The 16,803-nt window shown below is 63.2% G+C and carries 17 protein-coding genes; 6 read left to right on the top strand and 11 right to left on the bottom strand.

Going from position 1 to position 16,803, the window contains the following annotated elements:
* Positions 1-16 precede the first annotated feature (16 nt).
* Entirely contained in the window at positions 17-715 is a 699-nt protein-coding gene (gene rpiA, locus MNR02_RS07470) for a ribose-5-phosphate isomerase RpiA (protein WP_241598907.1), read from the bottom strand.
* A 191-nt stretch (positions 716-906) separates the two neighbouring features.
* Between rpiA and MNR02_RS07465 the strand changes: the two genes are divergently transcribed.
* Positions 907-1,581, top strand: coding sequence for an HAD family hydrolase (locus tag MNR02_RS07465; protein WP_241948667.1), 675 nt, complete (start codon positions 907-909; stop codon positions 1,579-1,581).
* A gap of 77 nt (positions 1,582-1,658) precedes the next feature.
* On the opposite strand, the gene MNR02_RS07460 is transcribed toward MNR02_RS07465, so the two are convergent.
* A complete protein-coding gene (locus MNR02_RS07460) occupies positions 1,659-3,548 on the bottom strand; it encodes a murein L,D-transpeptidase (protein ID WP_241948666.1) in 1,890 nt (629 codons plus the stop codon).
* A 477-nt stretch (positions 3,549-4,025) separates the two neighbouring features.
* On the opposite strand from MNR02_RS07460, the gene fumC reads away from it, so the two are divergent.
* The 3 genes from fumC to MNR02_RS07445 all read left to right on the top strand — a co-directional run bounded on the left by fumC (position 4,026) and on the right by MNR02_RS07445 (position 7,675).
* A complete protein-coding gene (gene fumC, locus MNR02_RS07455) occupies positions 4,026-5,477 on the top strand; it encodes a class II fumarate hydratase (RefSeq protein WP_371746739.1) in 1,452 nt (483 codons plus the stop codon).
* A 162-nt stretch (positions 5,478-5,639) separates the two neighbouring features.
* Positions 5,640-6,710 carry a GGDEF domain-containing protein gene (locus MNR02_RS07450; protein WP_241598899.1) on the top strand — a complete coding sequence of 357 codons (1,071 nt, stop codon included), beginning with the start codon at positions 5,640-5,642 and terminating at the stop codon, positions 6,708-6,710.
* 320 nt (positions 6,711-7,030) lie between these two features.
* A complete protein-coding gene (locus MNR02_RS07445) occupies positions 7,031-7,675 on the top strand; it encodes a L,D-transpeptidase (RefSeq protein ID WP_241948664.1) in 645 nt (214 codons plus the stop codon).
* Between the two features lie 6 nt (positions 7,676-7,681).
* Here MNR02_RS07445 and MNR02_RS07440 read toward each other — a convergent pair whose 3' ends face one another.
* The 4 genes from MNR02_RS07440 to MNR02_RS07425 form a co-directional block, all read right to left on the bottom strand.
* On the bottom strand, positions 7,682-8,479 hold the full coding sequence (locus MNR02_RS07440) for a M15 family metallopeptidase (RefSeq protein ID WP_241948663.1): 798 nt from the start codon (positions 8,477-8,479) through the stop codon (positions 7,682-7,684).
* On the bottom strand, positions 8,469-8,855 hold the full coding sequence (locus MNR02_RS07435; RefSeq protein WP_241948662.1) for a hypothetical protein: 387 nt from the start codon (positions 8,853-8,855) through the stop codon (positions 8,469-8,471). Before MNR02_RS07435 ends, MNR02_RS07440 begins: the two co-directional genes overlap by 11 nt.
* 78 nt (positions 8,856-8,933) lie before the next feature.
* Positions 8,934-9,542 (bottom strand): pyridoxamine 5'-phosphate oxidase family protein, encoded by a 609-nt coding sequence (locus MNR02_RS07430; RefSeq protein WP_241598893.1) that lies wholly within the window; start codon positions 9,540-9,542, stop codon positions 8,934-8,936.
* Positions 9,543-9,613: 71 nt separating this feature from the next.
* Positions 9,614-10,522 (bottom strand): alpha/beta hydrolase, encoded by a 909-nt coding sequence (locus MNR02_RS07425; RefSeq protein ID WP_241948661.1) that lies wholly within the window; start codon positions 10,520-10,522, stop codon positions 9,614-9,616.
* A 47-nt stretch (positions 10,523-10,569) separates the two neighbouring features.
* On the opposite strand from MNR02_RS07425, the gene MNR02_RS07420 reads away from it, so the two are divergent.
* Positions 10,570-11,040 (top strand): MarR family winged helix-turn-helix transcriptional regulator, encoded by a 471-nt coding sequence (locus MNR02_RS07420; protein ID WP_241948660.1) that lies wholly within the window; start codon positions 10,570-10,572, stop codon positions 11,038-11,040.
* Between the two features lie 45 nt (positions 11,041-11,085).
* Here MNR02_RS07420 and MNR02_RS07415 read toward each other — a convergent pair whose 3' ends face one another.
* Together MNR02_RS07415 and MNR02_RS07410 are read right to left on the bottom strand one after the other, a co-directional pair.
* Positions 11,086-12,912, bottom strand: a complete 1,827-nt coding sequence (locus tag MNR02_RS07415; RefSeq protein ID WP_241948659.1) for a monovalent cation:proton antiporter-2 (CPA2) family protein — start codon at positions 12,910-12,912, stop codon at positions 11,086-11,088.
* 49 nt (positions 12,913-12,961) lie between these two features.
* Positions 12,962-13,336, bottom strand: a complete 375-nt coding sequence (locus MNR02_RS07410; protein WP_241598885.1) for a gamma-butyrobetaine hydroxylase-like domain-containing protein — start codon at positions 13,334-13,336, stop codon at positions 12,962-12,964.
* 200 nt (positions 13,337-13,536) lie between these two features.
* Here MNR02_RS07410 and moaA point away from each other — a divergent pair, with 200 nt between their 5' ends.
* Entirely contained in the window at positions 13,537-14,523 is a 987-nt protein-coding gene (moaA, locus tag MNR02_RS07405; protein ID WP_241948838.1) for a GTP 3',8-cyclase MoaA, read from the top strand.
* Positions 14,524-14,527: 4 nt separating this feature from the next.
* Here the strand turns inward: moaA and mobB are convergent, their stop codons facing one another.
* From mobB to MNR02_RS07390, 3 genes are read right to left on the bottom strand one after another with little or no spacing between them, the layout of a single operon-like run.
* A complete protein-coding gene (mobB, locus tag MNR02_RS07400; protein WP_241948658.1) occupies positions 14,528-15,040 on the bottom strand; it encodes a molybdopterin-guanine dinucleotide biosynthesis protein B in 513 nt (170 codons plus the stop codon).
* Positions 15,037-15,672 carry a molybdenum cofactor guanylyltransferase MobA gene (gene mobA / locus MNR02_RS07395; RefSeq protein ID WP_241948657.1) on the bottom strand — a complete coding sequence of 212 codons (636 nt, stop codon included), beginning with the start codon at positions 15,670-15,672 and terminating at the stop codon, positions 15,037-15,039. The genes mobB and mobA overlap by 4 nt, the downstream gene beginning before the upstream one ends.
* Before the next feature lie 54 nt (positions 15,673-15,726).
* Positions 15,727-16,632 carry a DMT family transporter gene (locus MNR02_RS07390; RefSeq protein WP_241948656.1) on the bottom strand — a complete coding sequence of 302 codons (906 nt, stop codon included), beginning with the start codon at positions 16,630-16,632 and terminating at the stop codon, positions 15,727-15,729.
* Positions 16,633-16,803 lie beyond the last annotated feature (171 nt).

The following is a 16,803-nucleotide window of genomic DNA, read 5'->3' as shown; positions in this document are numbered from 1 at the left end:
TGGTCTTTGCTCCTGTCTATTCTTTCGCCGTCAGCGTGCGTGCTCCCGCGGGTCCCGCGATGACGGCCAGCGACGCTATATTGATGAAGAGGCCGTGTTCGACGACTCCGGGTATGTCATTGAGGTTTCTTGCGAGCGCATCTGCATCAGGAATGCGGCCAAAAGATGCGTCGAGAATATAGTGACCGCCGTCTGTCGTGAACGTTCCGTCGCCGGACGCGCGCAGGTCGATCGCGCCGGAAAGGCCAAGGCGGGTTGCAAGCTTCTCGATGGCGATGCGTGTGGCAACGAGACCGAACGGATTGACTTCGATCGGCAGCTTGAAGGCGCCGAGCGTCTCGACAACCTTGGTTTCGTCGGCGATAACGATCATGCGCTTGGAGGCACAGGCAACAATCTTCTCACGCAGCAGCGCGCCGCCGCCGCCCTTGATCAGACGCAGCCGGCTGTCGACTTCGTCGGCGCCGTCGATGGTCAGATCCAGTTCCGGCAGTTCATCAAGCGATTTCAAGGGAACGCCGAGTTCCAGGCAGAGCCGTGCCGTGCGCTCGGACGTGGGAACGCCCTCGACGCGCAGGCCGCCGGCCACCTTTTCGGCCAGCAGCCGCACAAACTCCTCGGCCGTCGACCCCGTGCCGATGCCCAGGCGCATGCCGTCTTCCACATGCGCCAGTGCGGCTTCCGCCGCCTTGATCTTCATTTCACGGGCGTCCATGCCCCCCAACTCCCTGAACGGTTGCACGCCGGCACGCGCGAAGCACCGGAATTCCGGTGAGACACTTACACGCCCCGCCCCGCAAACGAAAGTCAAAAACGCCGCAAGTCCCGGACCGAAAAGGCGATTGCAAAAGCGTCGGCCCTCGCTTACCGGAAAGACCTCCTCCGCTCTGTCCCGCAAGGCCTGCCATGACCTCTTCTCTCGTTGTCTTCGATCTCGACGGTACGCTCATCCACACCGCGCACGACCTCGTGGCCAGTCTCAACCACACGATCGGCCTGAGAGGGCTCGATCCCGTCACCTATGACGACCTGACCCATCTGGTCGGCCATGGCGGCGTGGTGATGATCAAGCGTGCCTTCGCGCTTCGCGGCCGCGCCGTTACTGACGACGAATTGCAGGAAATGCTCGGCGTCTTTGTCGATCATTACGGCAATGCCATGCCGGGTGTTTCCGCGCCCTATCCCGGCCTGATCGAGGCGATGGATCGCCTGACGGATGCGGGCTACCGGCTCGCGGTCTGCACGAACAAGATGGAAGGGCTCGCCCGCCGCCTCCTCGAAGGCCTCGGTCTGACCGATCGCTTCGCCGCCATCACAGGTGGCGACACTTTCGCCACGCGCAAGCCTGACGCCGAGCATCTGCTGGGCACCGTGCACCAGGCCGGTGGCGACCCGGCGCGCACCGTCATGATCGGCGACAGCCTCAACGATATCCTCGTCGCCCGCAATGCAGGCGTGCCGTCGATCGGCGTGCCCTTCGGCTATTCGGACGTGCCGGTGGACACGCTGGAGCCGACCCATGTCATCGCCCATTTCGACGAGCTGACGCCCGCACTGGTGGAGCGGCTGCTGGCGCGCTGAACCGGCGGAAAGCCATACGGTTCAACGAAAAAAGGCGCCCTTGCAGGCGCCTTTCTTTTTCGGAGCGATGGAGCCGCTCAGGCACCGGCCTGACGCGCCTTCTGCGTCGCCGCGAAGGCCTTGCGCATGTAGTCGTCGCGCCCGTAGACGTCGTCGAAATACTCGACCACGCCATCCTTGTTCGGCCACGCCGTGAAATAGGCGATGTAGATCGGAATATCCGCCTTGACGCTGAGCGCCTTGTTGCGGCCGGCGGCGATCTCCTTGCCGACCTCTTCCTCGCTCACGCCCAGCACGGCGGCCGCCATCTTGCGGGGCTCGGCGAGGCGCACGCAGCCATGGCTCAGCGCACGCATGTCCTTCTTGAAGAAGCTCTTCGACGGTGTGTCGTGCATGTAGATGGCGTGGCTGTTCGGGAAGAGGATTTTCAGTTCGCCGAGCGCATTGTCACCGCTCGGCGGCTGACGCACGGAAATGCCAGACGTCGAGCCGTACCAGTTGACCGAGGACGACGGAACCGCGCGCCCGCCGACGGCCACTTCATAGCCCATGCGGTCGAGATAGTTCGGATCGTTGCGCAGCTTCGGCAGCATCTCGTTGATGATGATCGACTGCGGCACGCCCCAATAGGGATTGACCTCGACGGTCTGCACCTTGTCCTCGAAGAAATAGGTCTGGTTCGACTTGGAGCCGACGACCGTGCGCATCGAGAACTTTTCCGAACCGCCTTCGTAGTAATAGACCTGGAAAGCCGGCTGGTTGATGAAGACATGCCGTGCACCGAGATCGACCGGCAGCCAGCGCGCCTGTTCGAGCGCCACCTCGACCTTCGCGATCTTGTCTGCAACCGAATCACCCCCCGTCAGCAGACGGATGGAGGCCTTGCCGACGATGCCGTCGGGCTTCAGGCCATGCTCCTTCTGGAAGGCCTCGACGAGCGACACCAGTTCCGGCGTGTATTCGGGCGTGCCAGCATAGGTGGCGATCGTCACGGAATGGTCGGTCTTCAGCGCGTCTGACCCGTGCTTGACGATGCCCTTCACGACATTGGCAAGCTCCGGATTGCTCTGGCCCGGTTTCAGCAGCGTACCGTCAGCGATCACGACGCGGTCTTCGCTGCTCGTCTCGGCCTTGAGGCGGGCAAGTTCATCCTTCAGCGCCTGGAAGTCCGCGCTCTGCGGCGAGCGGCTTTCCAGATAGGCCTTGACGTTGCTGCTCATCGAAACGTTCTTCAGCGCGGCGACGAGATTGACGTCCTTGCGCTTGAAGTCGTGGTAGCCGGAAATGCGGTTCGGATCGATGCGGCCGCGCACCGCGTCCTGCACGTAGCTGGCGACGGCCGAGGATAGCGCGATCTCGAAGGTGGCGAGTTCGGCATAGCGCGCGGTCATGTCGGCGCTGTCGAAATCGTTGGCCGGAATCTTCACGGCATAGTCCCACGGATCGAGTCCGACGGATGCGGCATCCGCCAGAACAGCAATGGCGGCCTTCGCCTTGTCGTTGATGCCGGTGCCGTCGATCCAGACGAATTTGCGGTTGTCGCTATAGAAGGTCTCGACTGCCTTTGCTGCATCCGGATTGGTGCGCACGTCGACATTCGTGAAGGCCGCGCGGATTCCTGCATCGCCGGCAGGCGCAACATCTGCGGAAATCGAGCTCGTGACAACCGGATCGGCCAGTTTGTCGACGCCGACACGCTTCAGGGCGTCGGCCTTGTAAGTATAATAACGCGGGCCGGTGACGCGCGGCAGCGGCTTGGCTTCCTGCTTCACCTGGGCGGAGGCACCAGGCAGCGCAGAGGTCGTCGTGACCCCGGGCAGGCCGGCTGCCTCTGCCTGCTTCTTTTCCTTGCGCTTCTGCAGCCACTCCATGAATGTCATTGCATTGGCGGGCGCTGCGTGGAGCGTGACGGTGGCACAGGAAAGAGCCAGCGCGGCTGCCAGCACGGCGGTTTTCGTAAGCTTCATGTGTTTTCCATTCCCCGTCTTAAACCGCGCTTCGCGGTCTCTGGTGGCGCCCGAACCAGCAGGCCGGTAAGTTATAGGAAAGGATGGTGAATGAAAAGGAAACGCCCTCCCCCCACATGCCTTCCTGGCCCTCACAAAACCGTTATGGCGAACCTTCACCGAGGGAACGGCTGGGCCGGCATAAAAATTTGAACCCGCACGCATTTTTGCCTTTGCAACGCCGCGCCGGACACCAATCAACACCGTGGTCAAAAAAAATCGATAGCGGGTTGTGATGCAAAAGGCACAGCCCGAACGCGCCTGGATCGATGGTCAAGCCCTGCGGCGCGGCCTAATCGATTTTAACCGAAAGTCTCGCTCCGCGAGAACCGGCCGCCCCTTGCAAGTGGGTCGCAGATGGGCCAGAGATTTGCGCGATTTTTTCGCGCCAGCGCGCACGCCGTTTCCGGCCCGCGCTCGCCCGGCCTGCCGCGTCCCATGCGGCGGCAACGCCGGCGGCAGACCTCATCGCATGGGCTCGGAGAAGCGGGAAGCACTATGACATCGACGCGCACGGAAACGGATACATTCGGCCCCATCGAAGTGGACAACAGCCGCTATTGGGGCGCGCAGGCCCAGCGCTCGCTCGGCAATTTCAAGATCGGCTGGGAAAAGCAGCCGCTTTCCGTCGTTCGTGCGCTCGGAATCGTCAAGCAGGCCGCCGCCCGCGCCAACATGGAGCTGGGCCGTCTCGATCCCGCCATCGGCAAGGCAATCATCGAAGCCGCGCAGGAAGTCATCGACGGCAAGCTCAACGATCACTTCCCGCTCGTCGTCTGGCAGACCGGCTCGGGCACGCAGTCCAACATGAACGCCAACGAGGTCATTTCCAACCGGGCCATCGAAATGCTCGGCGGCGTCATGGGCTCCAAGAAGCCGGTGCACCCCAACGACCACGTCAACATGAGCCAGTCGTCCAACGACACCTATCCGACGGCCATGCACATCGCCTGCGCCGAGCGCATCGTTCATGACCTGCTGCCGGCGCTCAAGCATCTGCATGCGGCGCTGGAAGCCAAGGTCAAGGCCTTCGATCACATCATCAAGATCGGCCGCACGCATACCCAGGACGCCACGCCGCTGACGCTCGGTCAGGAATTCTCCGGCTATGCCGCGCAGGTCGCCTCGTCGATCAAGCGCATCGAGATGACCCTGCCGGGCCTGTGCGAACTCGCCCAGGGCGGCACGGCCGTCGGCACCGGCCTCAACGCGCCGGTCGGCTTTGCCGAAAAGGTCGCCGATCACATCGCCGAGATCACCAGCATCGCCTTCAAGACGGCGCCGAACAAGTTCGAAGCGCTTGCCGCCCACGATTCCATGGTCTTCTCGCACGGCGCCATCAACTCCGCTGCCGCGGCTCTCTTCAAGATCGCCAACGACATCCGCTTCCTCGGCTCCGGCCCGCGCTCCGGCCTCGGCGAACTGTCGCTGCCGGAAAACGAGCCCGGCTCGTCGATCATGCCGGGCAAGGTCAATCCCACCCAGTGCGAAGCCCTCACCCAGGTCTGCGCCCAAGTCTTCGGCAACCATGCGTCGCTGACCTTCGCCGGCAGCCAGGGCCATTTCGAGCTGAACGTCTTCAACCCGCTGATGGCCTACAACTTCCTGCAGTCCGTCCAGCTTCTCTCGGATGCCGCGATCTCCTTCACCGACAATTGCGTCGTCGGCATCGAGGCGCGTGAAGACAACATCAAGGCAGCGCTCGACCGCTCGCTGATGCTCGTCACCGCGCTCGCCCCGAAGATCGGCTACGACAACGCCGCCAAGATCGCCAAGACGGCCCACAAGAACGGCACGACGCTGCGTGAGGAAGCCGTCGGTGGCGGCTACGTCACCAATGAGGAATTCGACGCGGTCGTTCGCCCGGAAAAGATGATCACGCCGGGCTGAGGCCAACGGTACGTCACGCTCAGCTAAAAGGCCGCAGATTCAACGATCTGCGGCCTTTTTTTGTGTGCCGCACGTAGCGGAGACGATAAACGTTAATCATTCCCAAAGCATTTTCACTTTATTTTACGGGCCTACATTCGAAATCGGTCGGGAGCAGCCGCAATGAACACGGCAGTCGCGCAGAAGGTCCAGGTCCCGGACATCGCCGCGCAGGTCACCTACGCCATGCGCATTATGGGCATCTCACCCATTCCGCGGAACTACGAGCTGTTCTACGAAGCCTATATCGGCTCGAACCCGAAGCTGACCCGCGAACTGGCGGCGCTTGGCAGCAAGGCCAACCAGGAAGAGCTGGACGAAATCGGCGCGCAGTATTTCGGCCATCACCATGGCGTCACTGCCATGGACGGCGTGCATTCGCGCATCGTCGGTGAACTGGAAGGACTGCTTCGCCTACTCAGGCAGGAGCAGACGTCGCTGGAAAGCTACAACCGGCTTCTTGACGAGACCGTCGTTCGCATCACCGGCAAGAACGCCACCAGCATGGACCTGATCAGAAGCGTCATCGGCGTGCTCACGGAGGCCACAGGCGACACGATCAGCCAAGGCAAGGTGATGGTGGAGAATGTCGCGCAAAAGTCGCTCGAAATGGAAAGCGTGCGCAAGGAACTGGACGAATACAAGCGCATTGCCTCGACCGATTCGCTGACCCAGCTCGCCAACCGCCGCGCCTTCGACGACAAGCTTTCGTCCATCTACAATTCCACGATGGCGCACAACGTCACCGGTCTCATCCTCGCCGATATCGATCATTTCAAGAAGATCAACGACACCTACGGCCATCCCGTCGGCGACAAGATCCTAGCGTCCGTCGGCAGCGTGATCCGCGCGAATGTGCGCAAGGACATCCTGGTTGCCCGCACCGGCGGCGAGGAATTCGCCATGATCATCGAGGGCAACAACGAGGAAGAGGTGATCGCTATCGCCGAGCGCGTCCGCACCGCGCTGGAGCACACGCCCTTCAAGAACTCCAAGACCGGCGTCAATTACGGCCCGATCACCATATCGCTCGGCCTGTGCATGGCGTCTTCGGCGGAAGGCCCCGGAGAACTCTATTCGAAGGCGGACATCGCGCTGTATTGCGCCAAGAACGGCGGCCGCAACCGCACGATGCCCTTCGAGGATGGCATGAAAAAGGACTTCGCCAAGAACTGGCTGATCTATCGGCGATAGCGCCAGCAACGGCACCCTCGCGGCGCCGTTTTTGCATTTTGGCAAGGAAATTTCGGCGCGCCGCACATCCGGCGGAACCGCGACGGAAATCGTGCGTTTGTGTGGCAAGCAAGGAGGATAGCGCCATGCAAACCGGATTTTTCGAAATGACAATGATCGCCGCCCTGATGCTGAGCAGCCTGGTCTGGATACAGCCCTTCTGATCCGTCGCTCATGCGGCTTTGTTCCGCGAGGAACAGCGCGGACGCCGAGCCGATCCTAGAACAGTCCCATCGAAAAGCCGGCCACGCCGGATGCTCCGACAGGGAAGGGACAGGACCATGAAAACGCTCGCCATCGCCCTCATCGCAGGGCTTGTCTCCACATCCAGCGCCTTCGCCGCCGGCCCGTCCGTGGATCCGATCGAGGTGTCGGCGCTCTCATCAGCAACACACAAGGCCGGCTGGCTTCAGGTGCTGTCGAGCGGCAAGCCGATCGCCTCGGAAAAGAAGATCGCCGCAGTATCCCGCGCGCCCATCGCCCGCGAACTCGTCGCCTTCGACGAAAAGGTCGCGCCCGGTACGATCATCGTCGTCAATTCGCAGCGCCGCCTCTATCACGTTCTCGGCTCCGGCCTTGCGATGAAATATGCCGTCAGCGTCGGTCGCGCTGGCTTTGTCTGGACTGGCTCAGAGAAGGTGACGCGCAAGGCCGAGTGGCCGACCTGGACACCGCCCCGGGACATGCGCGACCGTGAAGCCAAGAAGGGCAAAATCCTGCCGGTCTCGATGAAGGGTGGCCTCGACAATCCGCTCGGCTCCCGCGCAATCTATCTCGGCTCGACCATCTACCGCATCCACGGCACCAACCAGCCGTCCTCGCTCGGCAAGGCGCAATCCTCCGGTTGCATCCGCATGGCGAACGAGGATGTCGAGCACCTCTATGCGCAGGTCTCCGCCGGTGCCACGGTCATCGTGCGCGATTGACCGAAATCAGCGGCAGGCGGCAGCGCCTGCCGCTTTCGCGATGGCGATGAGTTCCGGCCGGTACTCAAAATGCATGGTGTCGTAGTGATACCAGCGCCCGCCCCAGACGAAGCCGTGCTGTTCGAAAATCTCGACGATTTCCAGCGGATACTTGTTGGCAAATGTCTTCACCCTGCCCGGCTTTCCGCCGGACCAGATCCAGTAATCCGCAAACTTCGTGTTGAGATCGATTGCGGCACCGAAACTGTGCACCGACATGTTCTTTGCGCCGGAGACCTTGCGCCAGTTGAACACGCCCGCCGAGGGCGACAGATAGCGCTTCAGTTCGGGCTTTGCCGCAAGCGCATCACGCACCTTTTCCAGCGCCGCTGCCGCGCCCTGCCGCTTCGTAACGCGCAAGGTTTCCCCGAACCAATCGACGGGCACGAGTTCAGCCCCGACCGCCTTGGCCGACGCGCCATAGAGGCGCATCATCAACGCATCGCTGCGGATACGGCCCGGGTCGAAGTCCACCTCCGGTTTACGCTCGCAGGGCCCGAGCGGATAGATTTGCCGCAAGCTGTCCTCGACATCGCCGGAGGATAGCGCCGCCGCATGATCCTTGGCCTTGCCATCATCTATTTCGAGTGGCGCGCCGCCATCCTTGAAGAGCAGCGTGGTGCCCTCCACGCCGGAAAGGCTATCCGGGTAGGCCTCCACCAGCAGCTCGAGGCGGGCCGCAAGATCCGGCTCTGCCGCCCCCGCCACCGGGCAGGCAGCGAGGAAAATCGCGGCCGCACCCGCAAGAAGGCGATTAATCGACATTGATGTTGACGTAGTCGCCCCGGGCGCCGCGCCATATCTGGACGTTGATGCGCACATCGCCTTGCAACAGCAGGCGCGCCGCGCTGCTGTCGATACGGCCGTGGCTGAGCATACGCTCGGCCAGTTCCCGGTTCCGTGCGGAGGCGAAGAAGCCGTCGGTCTCGTCGCCCGGCTGGCGGATGCCGAAGCGATGTACATTCGCCCGGTCCTGACGGATGACCTGCCAGGGCTGCGTCAGGCGCTCGTTGCTGGAATTGTAAAGATCGTCCTGGCCGATATACGCGTTGTAGCTCTCGATCAGTTCATCCGCCCTGGCAACCCCTATCGAGGCCGCAAGCATACCGGCGAGCGCCGCCGCAAAAAGTCCTGTCCGCATTTCCAACTCCAGATTTCGGCAAAAGCCATTCACGATCAGGGATAGGACGGTTCTGCATGGCGCGATATTCGCCTGCGTCTACCACATTGTTTTCGCGGCCCTGCCCGGCCATTCGCGGTCATAGGCGGCGCCATCAAAGCCCTGCTTGGCCGAAGCGAGCATCTGCCCGACGGTCGGCAGCTGGGATGTGTCACGGAATTTTTCGGGGTTCCAGAGGTCGGCGCGCAGAACCGCGCGGGCGCACTGTGAATAGACCTCCTCCACCGTGATCACCACAACCGAACGCGGATGTCGTCCATCCATCACGAAACGCTGAGTGATCGCCTCGTCGATGCGCACCACGGCGCGACCGTTGAGGCGCATCGTGGTGTTGGAGCCGGGAATGAGGAACATGAGCGCGACGCGCGGATCACGCACGATGTTTGAAAGCGAATCGATCCGGTTGTTGCCGCGCCAGTCCGGCAGCATAAGCGTGCGCTCGTCCTCGATATGGATGACGGCATCCGCATCGCCGCGCGGCGAGCAATCGAGCCCTTCCGGCCCCACGGTCGCCAGCGCCATGAACGGCGATGCCTCGATCATCGCGCGATATTCCGGCAGGAGATGATCCGTCACCTTGACGAGCGAAGCCTCGCCCGGCGCGCCATAAAGCGCGCTCAACTGTTCAACTGATGTCACGACGGTCATGTGCCTCTCCATTCTTTGCCCAAGCCGGGCGGATCGCACCTTTCCATGACAGTCGCGTGACGAAAAGCCCCTCAGGCGGCGATCCGTTGCTGATCTTCAGCGAAGAAGCCGACGATCCGGTCAATCACGGGTGCGGCCGAAACGATGCGCCGGTGGCCGAAGCCGTTTGCCCATTCGAGCGTGACGTTCGGGCCAGCCGTCGCGTAGCGGCGCGCATGGTGCGCGGGAACCTCCTTGTCGTCCTCCGCATGCAGTACAAGCATCGGCGTATCGAGCCGGCCCGCCCCGCTTGCTGCGTCGAAGGCGGACAGCGGCGCGCCGGCGATGCGCTCGACATGGCCTTCCAGCGCCGCCTGCGCCTGCGGCCCGAGTTTGAGGTAGCGCCCGAGATCCTTGAAAAGCCACGTCATCTCGCTCGGCGAGCCGATGGTCACGAGCCGGCGGGGCCGATGCGCGGGCACAGAGGGCACGAGGCCGCTCGCCGCACAGGCAAGGGCAGCACCGCCGAAGGAATGGCCGCAGAAATAGTCGAAGCCGCCGAAGCGCTGCCAGGCCGCATCGATTGCGCGCACCGCCATCGGCAGGGTGAGCGTGCGCCCGCGCGCTGCGCCGTGCCCCGGTAGGTCGAGTGCCACGACCTCATGGCCGGCAGCGACGAGTTCCTCCGTCAGCGCCGAAAGATAGGCCGCACGCGAGCCCCATCCATGCACGACCAGCACCCGGCCGGCGAAAGCCTCGCAAGGGCGGGCGGCAAAACGGTGGGCGACCGCGGTGCGTCCGCCGAATTCGAGCGTCACGCGCTGCGCCTGCCGCATCCAGCCCTCCGAGCGCGCGAAAAGCGCCTTCTCCTTGACCGTGCGCGGCCGGCGCGCCGGTGTCGTGGCAAAGATCCGGAAAGCGGCGCGGCCCGCCGCATCGGGAGAAACGGCGGCCATGCCCGAAAGCGCGAGCCGGATGACCTTCAAGCCAAAGGATGCCATAGTGAGAAACCATAAAAATGTTCAATGCTGAACAATAAAGTACAACGATGAACGAAAATCAAGCCTTCCCCTGGGATCATCCGCGCTTTCGCAGCTGGATCGGCGTGGCGCGAGCCTGCCAGCTCATGCAGCAGGCGATGACGCGTGCGATCGCCGACCTCGATATCAAGACGCCGCATCTCGACATCCTGATCAACCTCTATCGCTTCGACGGCATTTCGCAGCAGGAGCTTGCCCGCAAGCTCTTGGTCGGCCGTTCGAACATGAGCATGCTTCTACCGCAGCTCGAAAAGCGCGGCCTCATCGAGCGCCGGCCCGATGGCAAGGACAAGCGGATCCTGCGTCTTTCGCTGACAAAGAGCGGCCGGGACCTGACCATGCAGGCCATGGCCATTCAGACCGGTCTCATCGAGCGTACTCTGTCCCAGACGCCGGAGGACCGCTGCCTTCAGGTCGCCGAAGCCATGGAGGACATCATCCATATCCTCCAGACGATGGAGCCTGCCGAAGAGGCGTGAGCGTGGATCAGCGGTCGCTGCCAGCAGCGCTCCCGGGCGCTTAAATCAGTTCGCCTGTTCGTCCTCGCGGCGGTGGCGCTCCTCTTCCGCGGCGGCGCGCGCGCGGCCGGTGCGCGCCGCGATGATGTCGGCGGGCTGCGCATTGCCGCGAACGAGCTGACGGCCGGCATAGACGCCGCCGACCGTTTCGAGCGCAAAGCGCTCACGATCCACGTCGCGGAAGTCCTCCACCACGTCATCAGCGACGTCTTCGTCTTCACCGAGCGCCTTCAGCGTCTCGCGGCTGAAGGCCACGGCCGATTCGAAGGTCTCCCGTATCTGGAAGTCGACGCCGGCATGCACGAGGTCCAGCGCATGGCCGCGGTCGAAAGCGCGGGCCAAGAGCGGCACGAGCGGGAATTCCTCCTTCACCACCTCGGCGATCTTGACCGCAGCCTCCTTGTCGTCGACGCAGATCAGGATCGCCTTGGCCGTGCCGGCACCGGCGGCGTGCAGGATATCGATGCGCGCGCCGTCGCCGTAATAGACCTTGAAACCGAACTCGGACGCATCGCGCACGAATTCGGCGTCCCGGTCGATCAGCGACAGCGTGTAACCGCGCGCCAGCAGCGGCTGGCTCACGATCTGGCCGAACCGGCCGAAGCCGATGATGAGGACAGTGCCCTCGACATTCTCCGGCAGCGTCAGCCCTTCCGTCGACGGCGGCTTCTTCGGCACCAGCCGGTCGTGGGCGATCACCATCAAGGGCGTCAGGATCATAGAGATGATGATCGTCGCCGTCAGGATGGCATTCGACTGTGCATCGAAGATGCCGGCGGACACCGCGGCTGCATAGAGCACGAAGGCGAACTCGCCGCCCTGCGCCATCAGCACCGCGCGCTCGAGGCTCTCGGCGTGGCAGGTGCCGAGCACGCGCGCCACGACATAAATCAGCAGCATCTTGGCGACCATGTAGCCCGCCACGCTTGCCGCCACGAGCTGCCAGTTGGCCGCGATGACCGATAGATCGATCGCCATGCCCACGCCCAGGAAGAACAGGCCGAGCAGGATGCCGCGGAACGGCTCGATATCGGCCTCCAGCTGGTGGCGGAACGCGGATTCGGAGAGCAGCACGCCGGCCAGGAACGCGCCCATGGCCATGGAGAGGCCCGATACCTGCATGGAGAGCGCCGACCCGAGCACGACGAGCAGCGCCGCCGCGGTCATCACCTCGCGCGCGCCGGATGACGCCAGCACCCGAAACAGTGGATTGAGAAGGTAACGCCCGGCCAGAACCAGCGCGGCGACGGCGCCGATGGCGATGCCGACAGAAAGCCAGCGGTCGGATGCATCGGCCGCCGCAGCACCCGTGCCCAGCAGGGCGACGATGGCAAGCAGCGGCACGATGGCGAGATCCTCGAAGAGCAGGATGGCGATGATGCGCTGTCCCTTGAGCGTGGACATCGTTCCCCGTTCCTGCAGCATCTGCATGACGATGGCAGTCGAGGTCATCACGAAGCCGGTGCCGGCGACGAAGGAGGGAATGAGCGGAAAGCCGAAGGAAAGGCCTATAGAGGTCAGCGCGGCGATCGCGCCGATCACCTGAACCGCGCCCAGCCCGAAAATGTCCTTGCGCATGCCCCACAATCGCGACGGCTGCATTTCCAGGCCGATGATGAAGAGAAACATCACCACGCCGAGTTCGGCGACATGGATGATTGCCTGCGGATCCGCAAAGAAGCCAAAGCCGAACGGACCGACCACAAGGCCGGCGGCGAGATAGCCGAGCACCGAGCCTAGCCCGATCTTCTTGAAAATGGGAACCGCCGCGACGCCCGCCGCGAGGAGGACGACGACCTGCGCCAGATCGTTTGCATTCGCGTCTGCGGCCAAAGGCGTCTCCCGTCCGAGCTGGTTGGACGCCGCCCGGCGGACTGTCCGGTTATCGCGGCTTTTCCGATATATCGCGGCTCATGCCCTTCTCCGCAAGCTCGCGCTCGTAGTCGGCGAAGAGATCGGCCCCCTTTTCCCCGAGTTCCCGCAGATAGGACCATGTATAGATGCCGGTATCGTGACGGTCGTCGAAGCCGATGCGCACAGCATAATTGCCTGTGGGTGTCATGGACAGGATGGCGACATTGCGCTTGCCCGGAACCGTCACTTTCTGGCCCGGTCCATGGCCCTGCACTTCCGCCGAGGGGGAAAGCACGCGCAGCAACTCGGCGGAAAGGTCGAAGCTTGCGCCGTCGTTGAAGGTGACGACAAGGCGCTGGCGGTCCTTGGAGACACGCAGTTCGGTCGGCCAGACATCGCTCATGTCCATTCCTTTCTTCACGATTTCGCGAAGGACTATGCCGCAAGCCGGGGATGCGCAAGGCGCAAATTACTGCCATAATCGCCGCACCGGCTTGACGATGCGGCTTTGGCGCACGACATGTCAGTCATGGAGGACGTGTCTTGAACTCGCATATTGGCCCCTGGACCGGCGCCGACCCCGTCGCGCAATCCGCTGTCCCGATGATTGACCCCTTCGGACGGGCCGTCACCTATCTGCGCGTTTCGGTGACCGACCGCTGCGATTTCCGCTGCACCTATTGCATGGCGGAGAACATGACCTTCCTGCCCAAGAAGGACCTTCTCACGCTGGAAGAGCTGAACCGGCTCTGTTGCGCCTTCATCTCCAAGGGCGTTCGCAAGCTGAGATTGACCGGCGGCGAGCCCTTGGTGCGCAAGAACATCATGCATCTGGTGCGCGAACTCGGCCGTCACGTGCATGCCGGCACGCTCGACGAACTTACGCTCACCACGAACGGCTCGCAGCTCGCCAAACATGCGGCGGAACTCGCCGATTGTGGCGTGCGCCGCATAAACGTGTCGCTAGACACGCTCGATGCGGAGAAATTCAAGACCATTACCCGCTGGGGCGATCTCTCAAAGGTCATGGAGGGCATCGACGCCGCGCAGGCCGCGGGCCTTAAGATCAAGATCAACGCGGTCGCCCTCAACGACTTCAATGACCGCGAAATCCCCGAGCTGATGCGCTGGGCCCATGGCCGCGGCATGGACCTGACCCTCATCGAGACCATGCCGATGGGCGAAATCGAGGAAGATCGCACCGACCGCTACCTGCCGCTGTCGGAGATGCGCGCCCGCCTCGCTGAACAGTTCACCCTCACGGAGAATGCTTACCGCACCGGCGGCCCGGCACGCTACGTGACAGTCGAGGAGACCGGCGGACGCCTCGGCTTCATCACGCCGATGACGCATAATTTCTGCGAAAGCTGCAACCGCGTGCGTCTCACCTGCACCGGCACGCTCTATATGTGCCTCGGCCAGAACGACGCCGCCGACCTGCGCCTGCCGCTGCGTGCTTCCGATGACGACGCCCTGCTCTCGCAGGCTATCGACGAGGCTATCGGCCGCAAGCCGAAGGGCCACGATTTCATCATCGACCGTCGCAACCGCCCGGCCGTCGCACGCCACATGAGCGTAACCGGCGGCTGATCCTTCAGCCGTCGAGACCCGTCACCGCCACAACGAAATCCGCGATCCTCTTCGTGTCGTCCAACTCGAAGACCGGCAGCGCTGTATCCGCGACGGCATGGTCGGCCGCGATAGCCACGATATGCGGATCGGTCGGGGCAAGCGGCTCGCGGTTCGCCGATTCCAGCCGCCGGGCCTCGATTTTCGGGATAGGCTCGCGCTTGTAGCCTTCGATAAGCACCAGATCGCATGGTACCAAGCGGCCGAGGATTTCCTCGAATGAGGGTTCGGGCGCGCCGCGCAGCTCGTGCATGATGGCGTAACGCGTGCCCGAGACGATGGTGACCTCGTGCGCGCCGGCCTGTCGGTGCCTGTAACTGTCGGCCCCCACCTTGTCGATATCGAAGTCATGATGGGCGTGCTTGATCGTGGAGACACGGTAGCCGCGCCCGACGAGTTCCGTGACAAGGCGTACGGCAAGGCCCGTCTTGCCGGAATTCTTCCAGCCGGCAATGCCGAAGATCTTCGGTCGTGTCATCGTTGCAGCACCTCAAGCCAGCGTTCCGCCGCCTCCAGATCAGCAGGCGTATTGATGTTAAAGAAGGGATCGAGCAGCCCGATGGATGTCTCGACCGGTTGAAAGGCCACCTCCCGCGCGCCGTGGCGATCAAGGAAGCTGCGCACCCGCAGGACGGCACTACTCGCAAGCCACGCGGCAAGGTCGTCGGCAAGAGCAACGGGCCAGAGCGCAAAGACCGGATGCACGCCATCCGCCGACCGCGCCACGACGATCCGGTCCGGCGTATCGACAGCATCATGCAGGCGGGAAACGAGATCGCCGGGGAAGAACGGACTGTCGGTCGGCACCGTCGCGACATGGCGCGCGGCGGGATTATGACGTCGCGCGTAATCCAGCGCCGCCGCAACACCGCCGAGTGGGCCGGAGCGCGATGCATCGAGATCGGGAAAGATCGCCAGCCCCTCGCTCTCCTTACTCAAGACCGGCCCGTTCGCGTTGATGGCGATGGTGGAAACCTGCGGCCGCAGATACCGGATCGCGTGATCGAGCAGCGAGACACCGCCGAAACGGATGCGGGCCTTGTCTTGCCCCATGCGCGACGACAGCCCGCCCGCAAGCACGACGCCCGGTATCGGCACCTTGTCCGCCATATCGCCCGTTCCTCCTTCGCTCCCTGCCCTATTCGGCCGCAAACCATTGTGCCGTCAAGGCGATTCCGGCTTCGATTCCTGTGCGACCGGCGGCTGTTTTCGGATATTCTCGCGCGAGAAGGCGTAGAGGCCCGACGCCACGATGATCGCCACGCCCACCGCCATCCAGAAATCCGGTATTTCGCCGAAGGCCAGGAAGCCGATCGTCATGGCCCAGATGAGCGATGTGTAGCGGAACGGCGCGATGAACGATATTTCCCCGACGCGCATCGCATTGACGATAGTCTGGTAGCCGACGAGCAGCAGGACGCTCGCGCCCGCCAGGCGTGCGAGCGTCTCCAGCGTCATCGGCTGCCAGCCGCCGAGCGGCACCACCAGCGCGCCGCCGACGATGGTGATGGCGATGGCGGTCGCGGCGCTGATGAAGATCGACGGCACATCGCGGCTTATCCGTCGGGTGGAAAGATCGCGTGTCGCAGCCCCGACGACAGACGCGATGACATAGATCGCGGCAAGCGAGAACCCCTCCGGTCCGGGCCGGATGACGATCAGCACGCCGACGAAGCCGGCAAGGATCGCCGCCCAGCGCCGCCACCCCACGGTTTCGCCGAGGAAAAGCGCTGCTCCGAGTGTCACCGCAAGCGGCAACGACTGGAGGATGGCCGAGGTGTTGGCCAACGGCATGGCTCCAAGCGCCGAAACGTAGGCGAGCGAAGCGATGATCTCCGCCACCAGCCGCAGAAGAACCGCCGGCTGGACGAGCACGCGCCAGGAACAGATCGCCCCCATCCAGGCCGCAATGCCCAGAACCAGCACGCTGGTCATCATCCCGCGTATGAACAGGATCTGCCCAGCATTCATGCTGTGGGTGACGGATTTGACGAGCGCGTCGTTACAGGTGAAGCCGGCCATGGCGACGACCATGAAGAGCGCCCCCCTGGTATTTGCGGTAAGGCTCATGAAGAATGATTCCATGCATATCCGCTCAGTCATAAGCCGGATACCTGTCGGTTGCATCCCGATTCTACCGGATGAAGCATTGCCGTGACCAAAGAACAGGCTTTTGCTGCAGCCTTGGGCACGAAAGCAGCGTAATTCTCTGGAACAGCATGAGTTTCAGCCGCCTGTGGG

Source organism: Shinella sp. H4-D48, from assembly GCF_022637395.1.
Lineage (GTDB): Bacteria > Pseudomonadota > Alphaproteobacteria > Rhizobiales > Rhizobiaceae > Shinella > Shinella sedimenti.
Note: the sequence above shows the minus strand (reverse complement) of the source record. Positions and strands in the feature narration are given on the sequence as shown.

Excerpts from the sequence above, each read along its gene's own strand:
- MNR02_RS07440 (WP_241948663.1), bottom strand. The coding sequence starts at position 8,479 with ATGTCGATTAATCGCCTTCTTGCGGGTGCGGCCGCGATTTTCCTCGCT.
- mobA (WP_241948657.1), bottom strand. The coding sequence starts at position 15,672 with ATGGCGGACAAGGTGCCGATACCGGGCGTCGTGCTTGCGGGCGGGCTG.
- moaA (WP_241948838.1), top strand. The coding sequence starts at position 13,537 with ATGATTGACCCCTTCGGACGGGCCGTCACCTATCTGCGCGTTTCGGTG.
- MNR02_RS07445 (WP_241948664.1), top strand. The coding sequence starts at position 7,031 with ATGAAAACGCTCGCCATCGCCCTCATCGCAGGGCTTGTCTCCACATCC.
- mobB (WP_241948658.1), bottom strand. The coding sequence starts at position 15,040 with ATGACACGACCGAAGATCTTCGGCATTGCCGGCTGGAAGAATTCCGGC.
- MNR02_RS07450 (WP_241598899.1), top strand. The coding sequence starts at position 5,640 with ATGAACACGGCAGTCGCGCAGAAGGTCCAGGTCCCGGACATCGCCGCG.
- MNR02_RS07460 (WP_241948666.1), bottom strand. The coding sequence starts at position 3,548 with ATGAAGCTTACGAAAACCGCCGTGCTGGCAGCCGCGCTGGCTCTTTCC.
- MNR02_RS07420 (WP_241948660.1), top strand. The coding sequence starts at position 10,570 with ATGAACGAAAATCAAGCCTTCCCCTGGGATCATCCGCGCTTTCGCAGC.
- MNR02_RS07430 (WP_241598893.1), bottom strand. The coding sequence starts at position 9,542 with ATGACCGTCGTGACATCAGTTGAACAGTTGAGCGCGCTTTATGGCGCG.
- MNR02_RS07410 (WP_241598885.1), bottom strand. The coding sequence starts at position 13,336 with ATGAGCGATGTCTGGCCGACCGAACTGCGTGTCTCCAAGGACCGCCAG.
- rpiA (WP_241598907.1), bottom strand. The coding sequence starts at position 715 with ATGGACGCCCGTGAAATGAAGATCAAGGCGGCGGAAGCCGCACTGGCG.
- MNR02_RS07465 (WP_241948667.1), top strand. The coding sequence starts at position 907 with ATGACCTCTTCTCTCGTTGTCTTCGATCTCGACGGTACGCTCATCCAC.
- fumC (WP_371746739.1), top strand. The coding sequence starts at position 4,026 with ATGCGGCGGCAACGCCGGCGGCAGACCTCATCGCATGGGCTCGGAGAA.
- MNR02_RS07390 (WP_241948656.1), bottom strand. The coding sequence starts at position 16,632 with ATGAGCCTTACCGCAAATACCAGGGGGGCGCTCTTCATGGTCGTCGCC.
- MNR02_RS07435 (WP_241948662.1), bottom strand. The coding sequence starts at position 8,855 with ATGCGGACAGGACTTTTTGCGGCGGCGCTCGCCGGTATGCTTGCGGCC.
- MNR02_RS07425 (WP_241948661.1), bottom strand. The coding sequence starts at position 10,522 with ATGGCATCCTTTGGCTTGAAGGTCATCCGGCTCGCGCTTTCGGGCATG.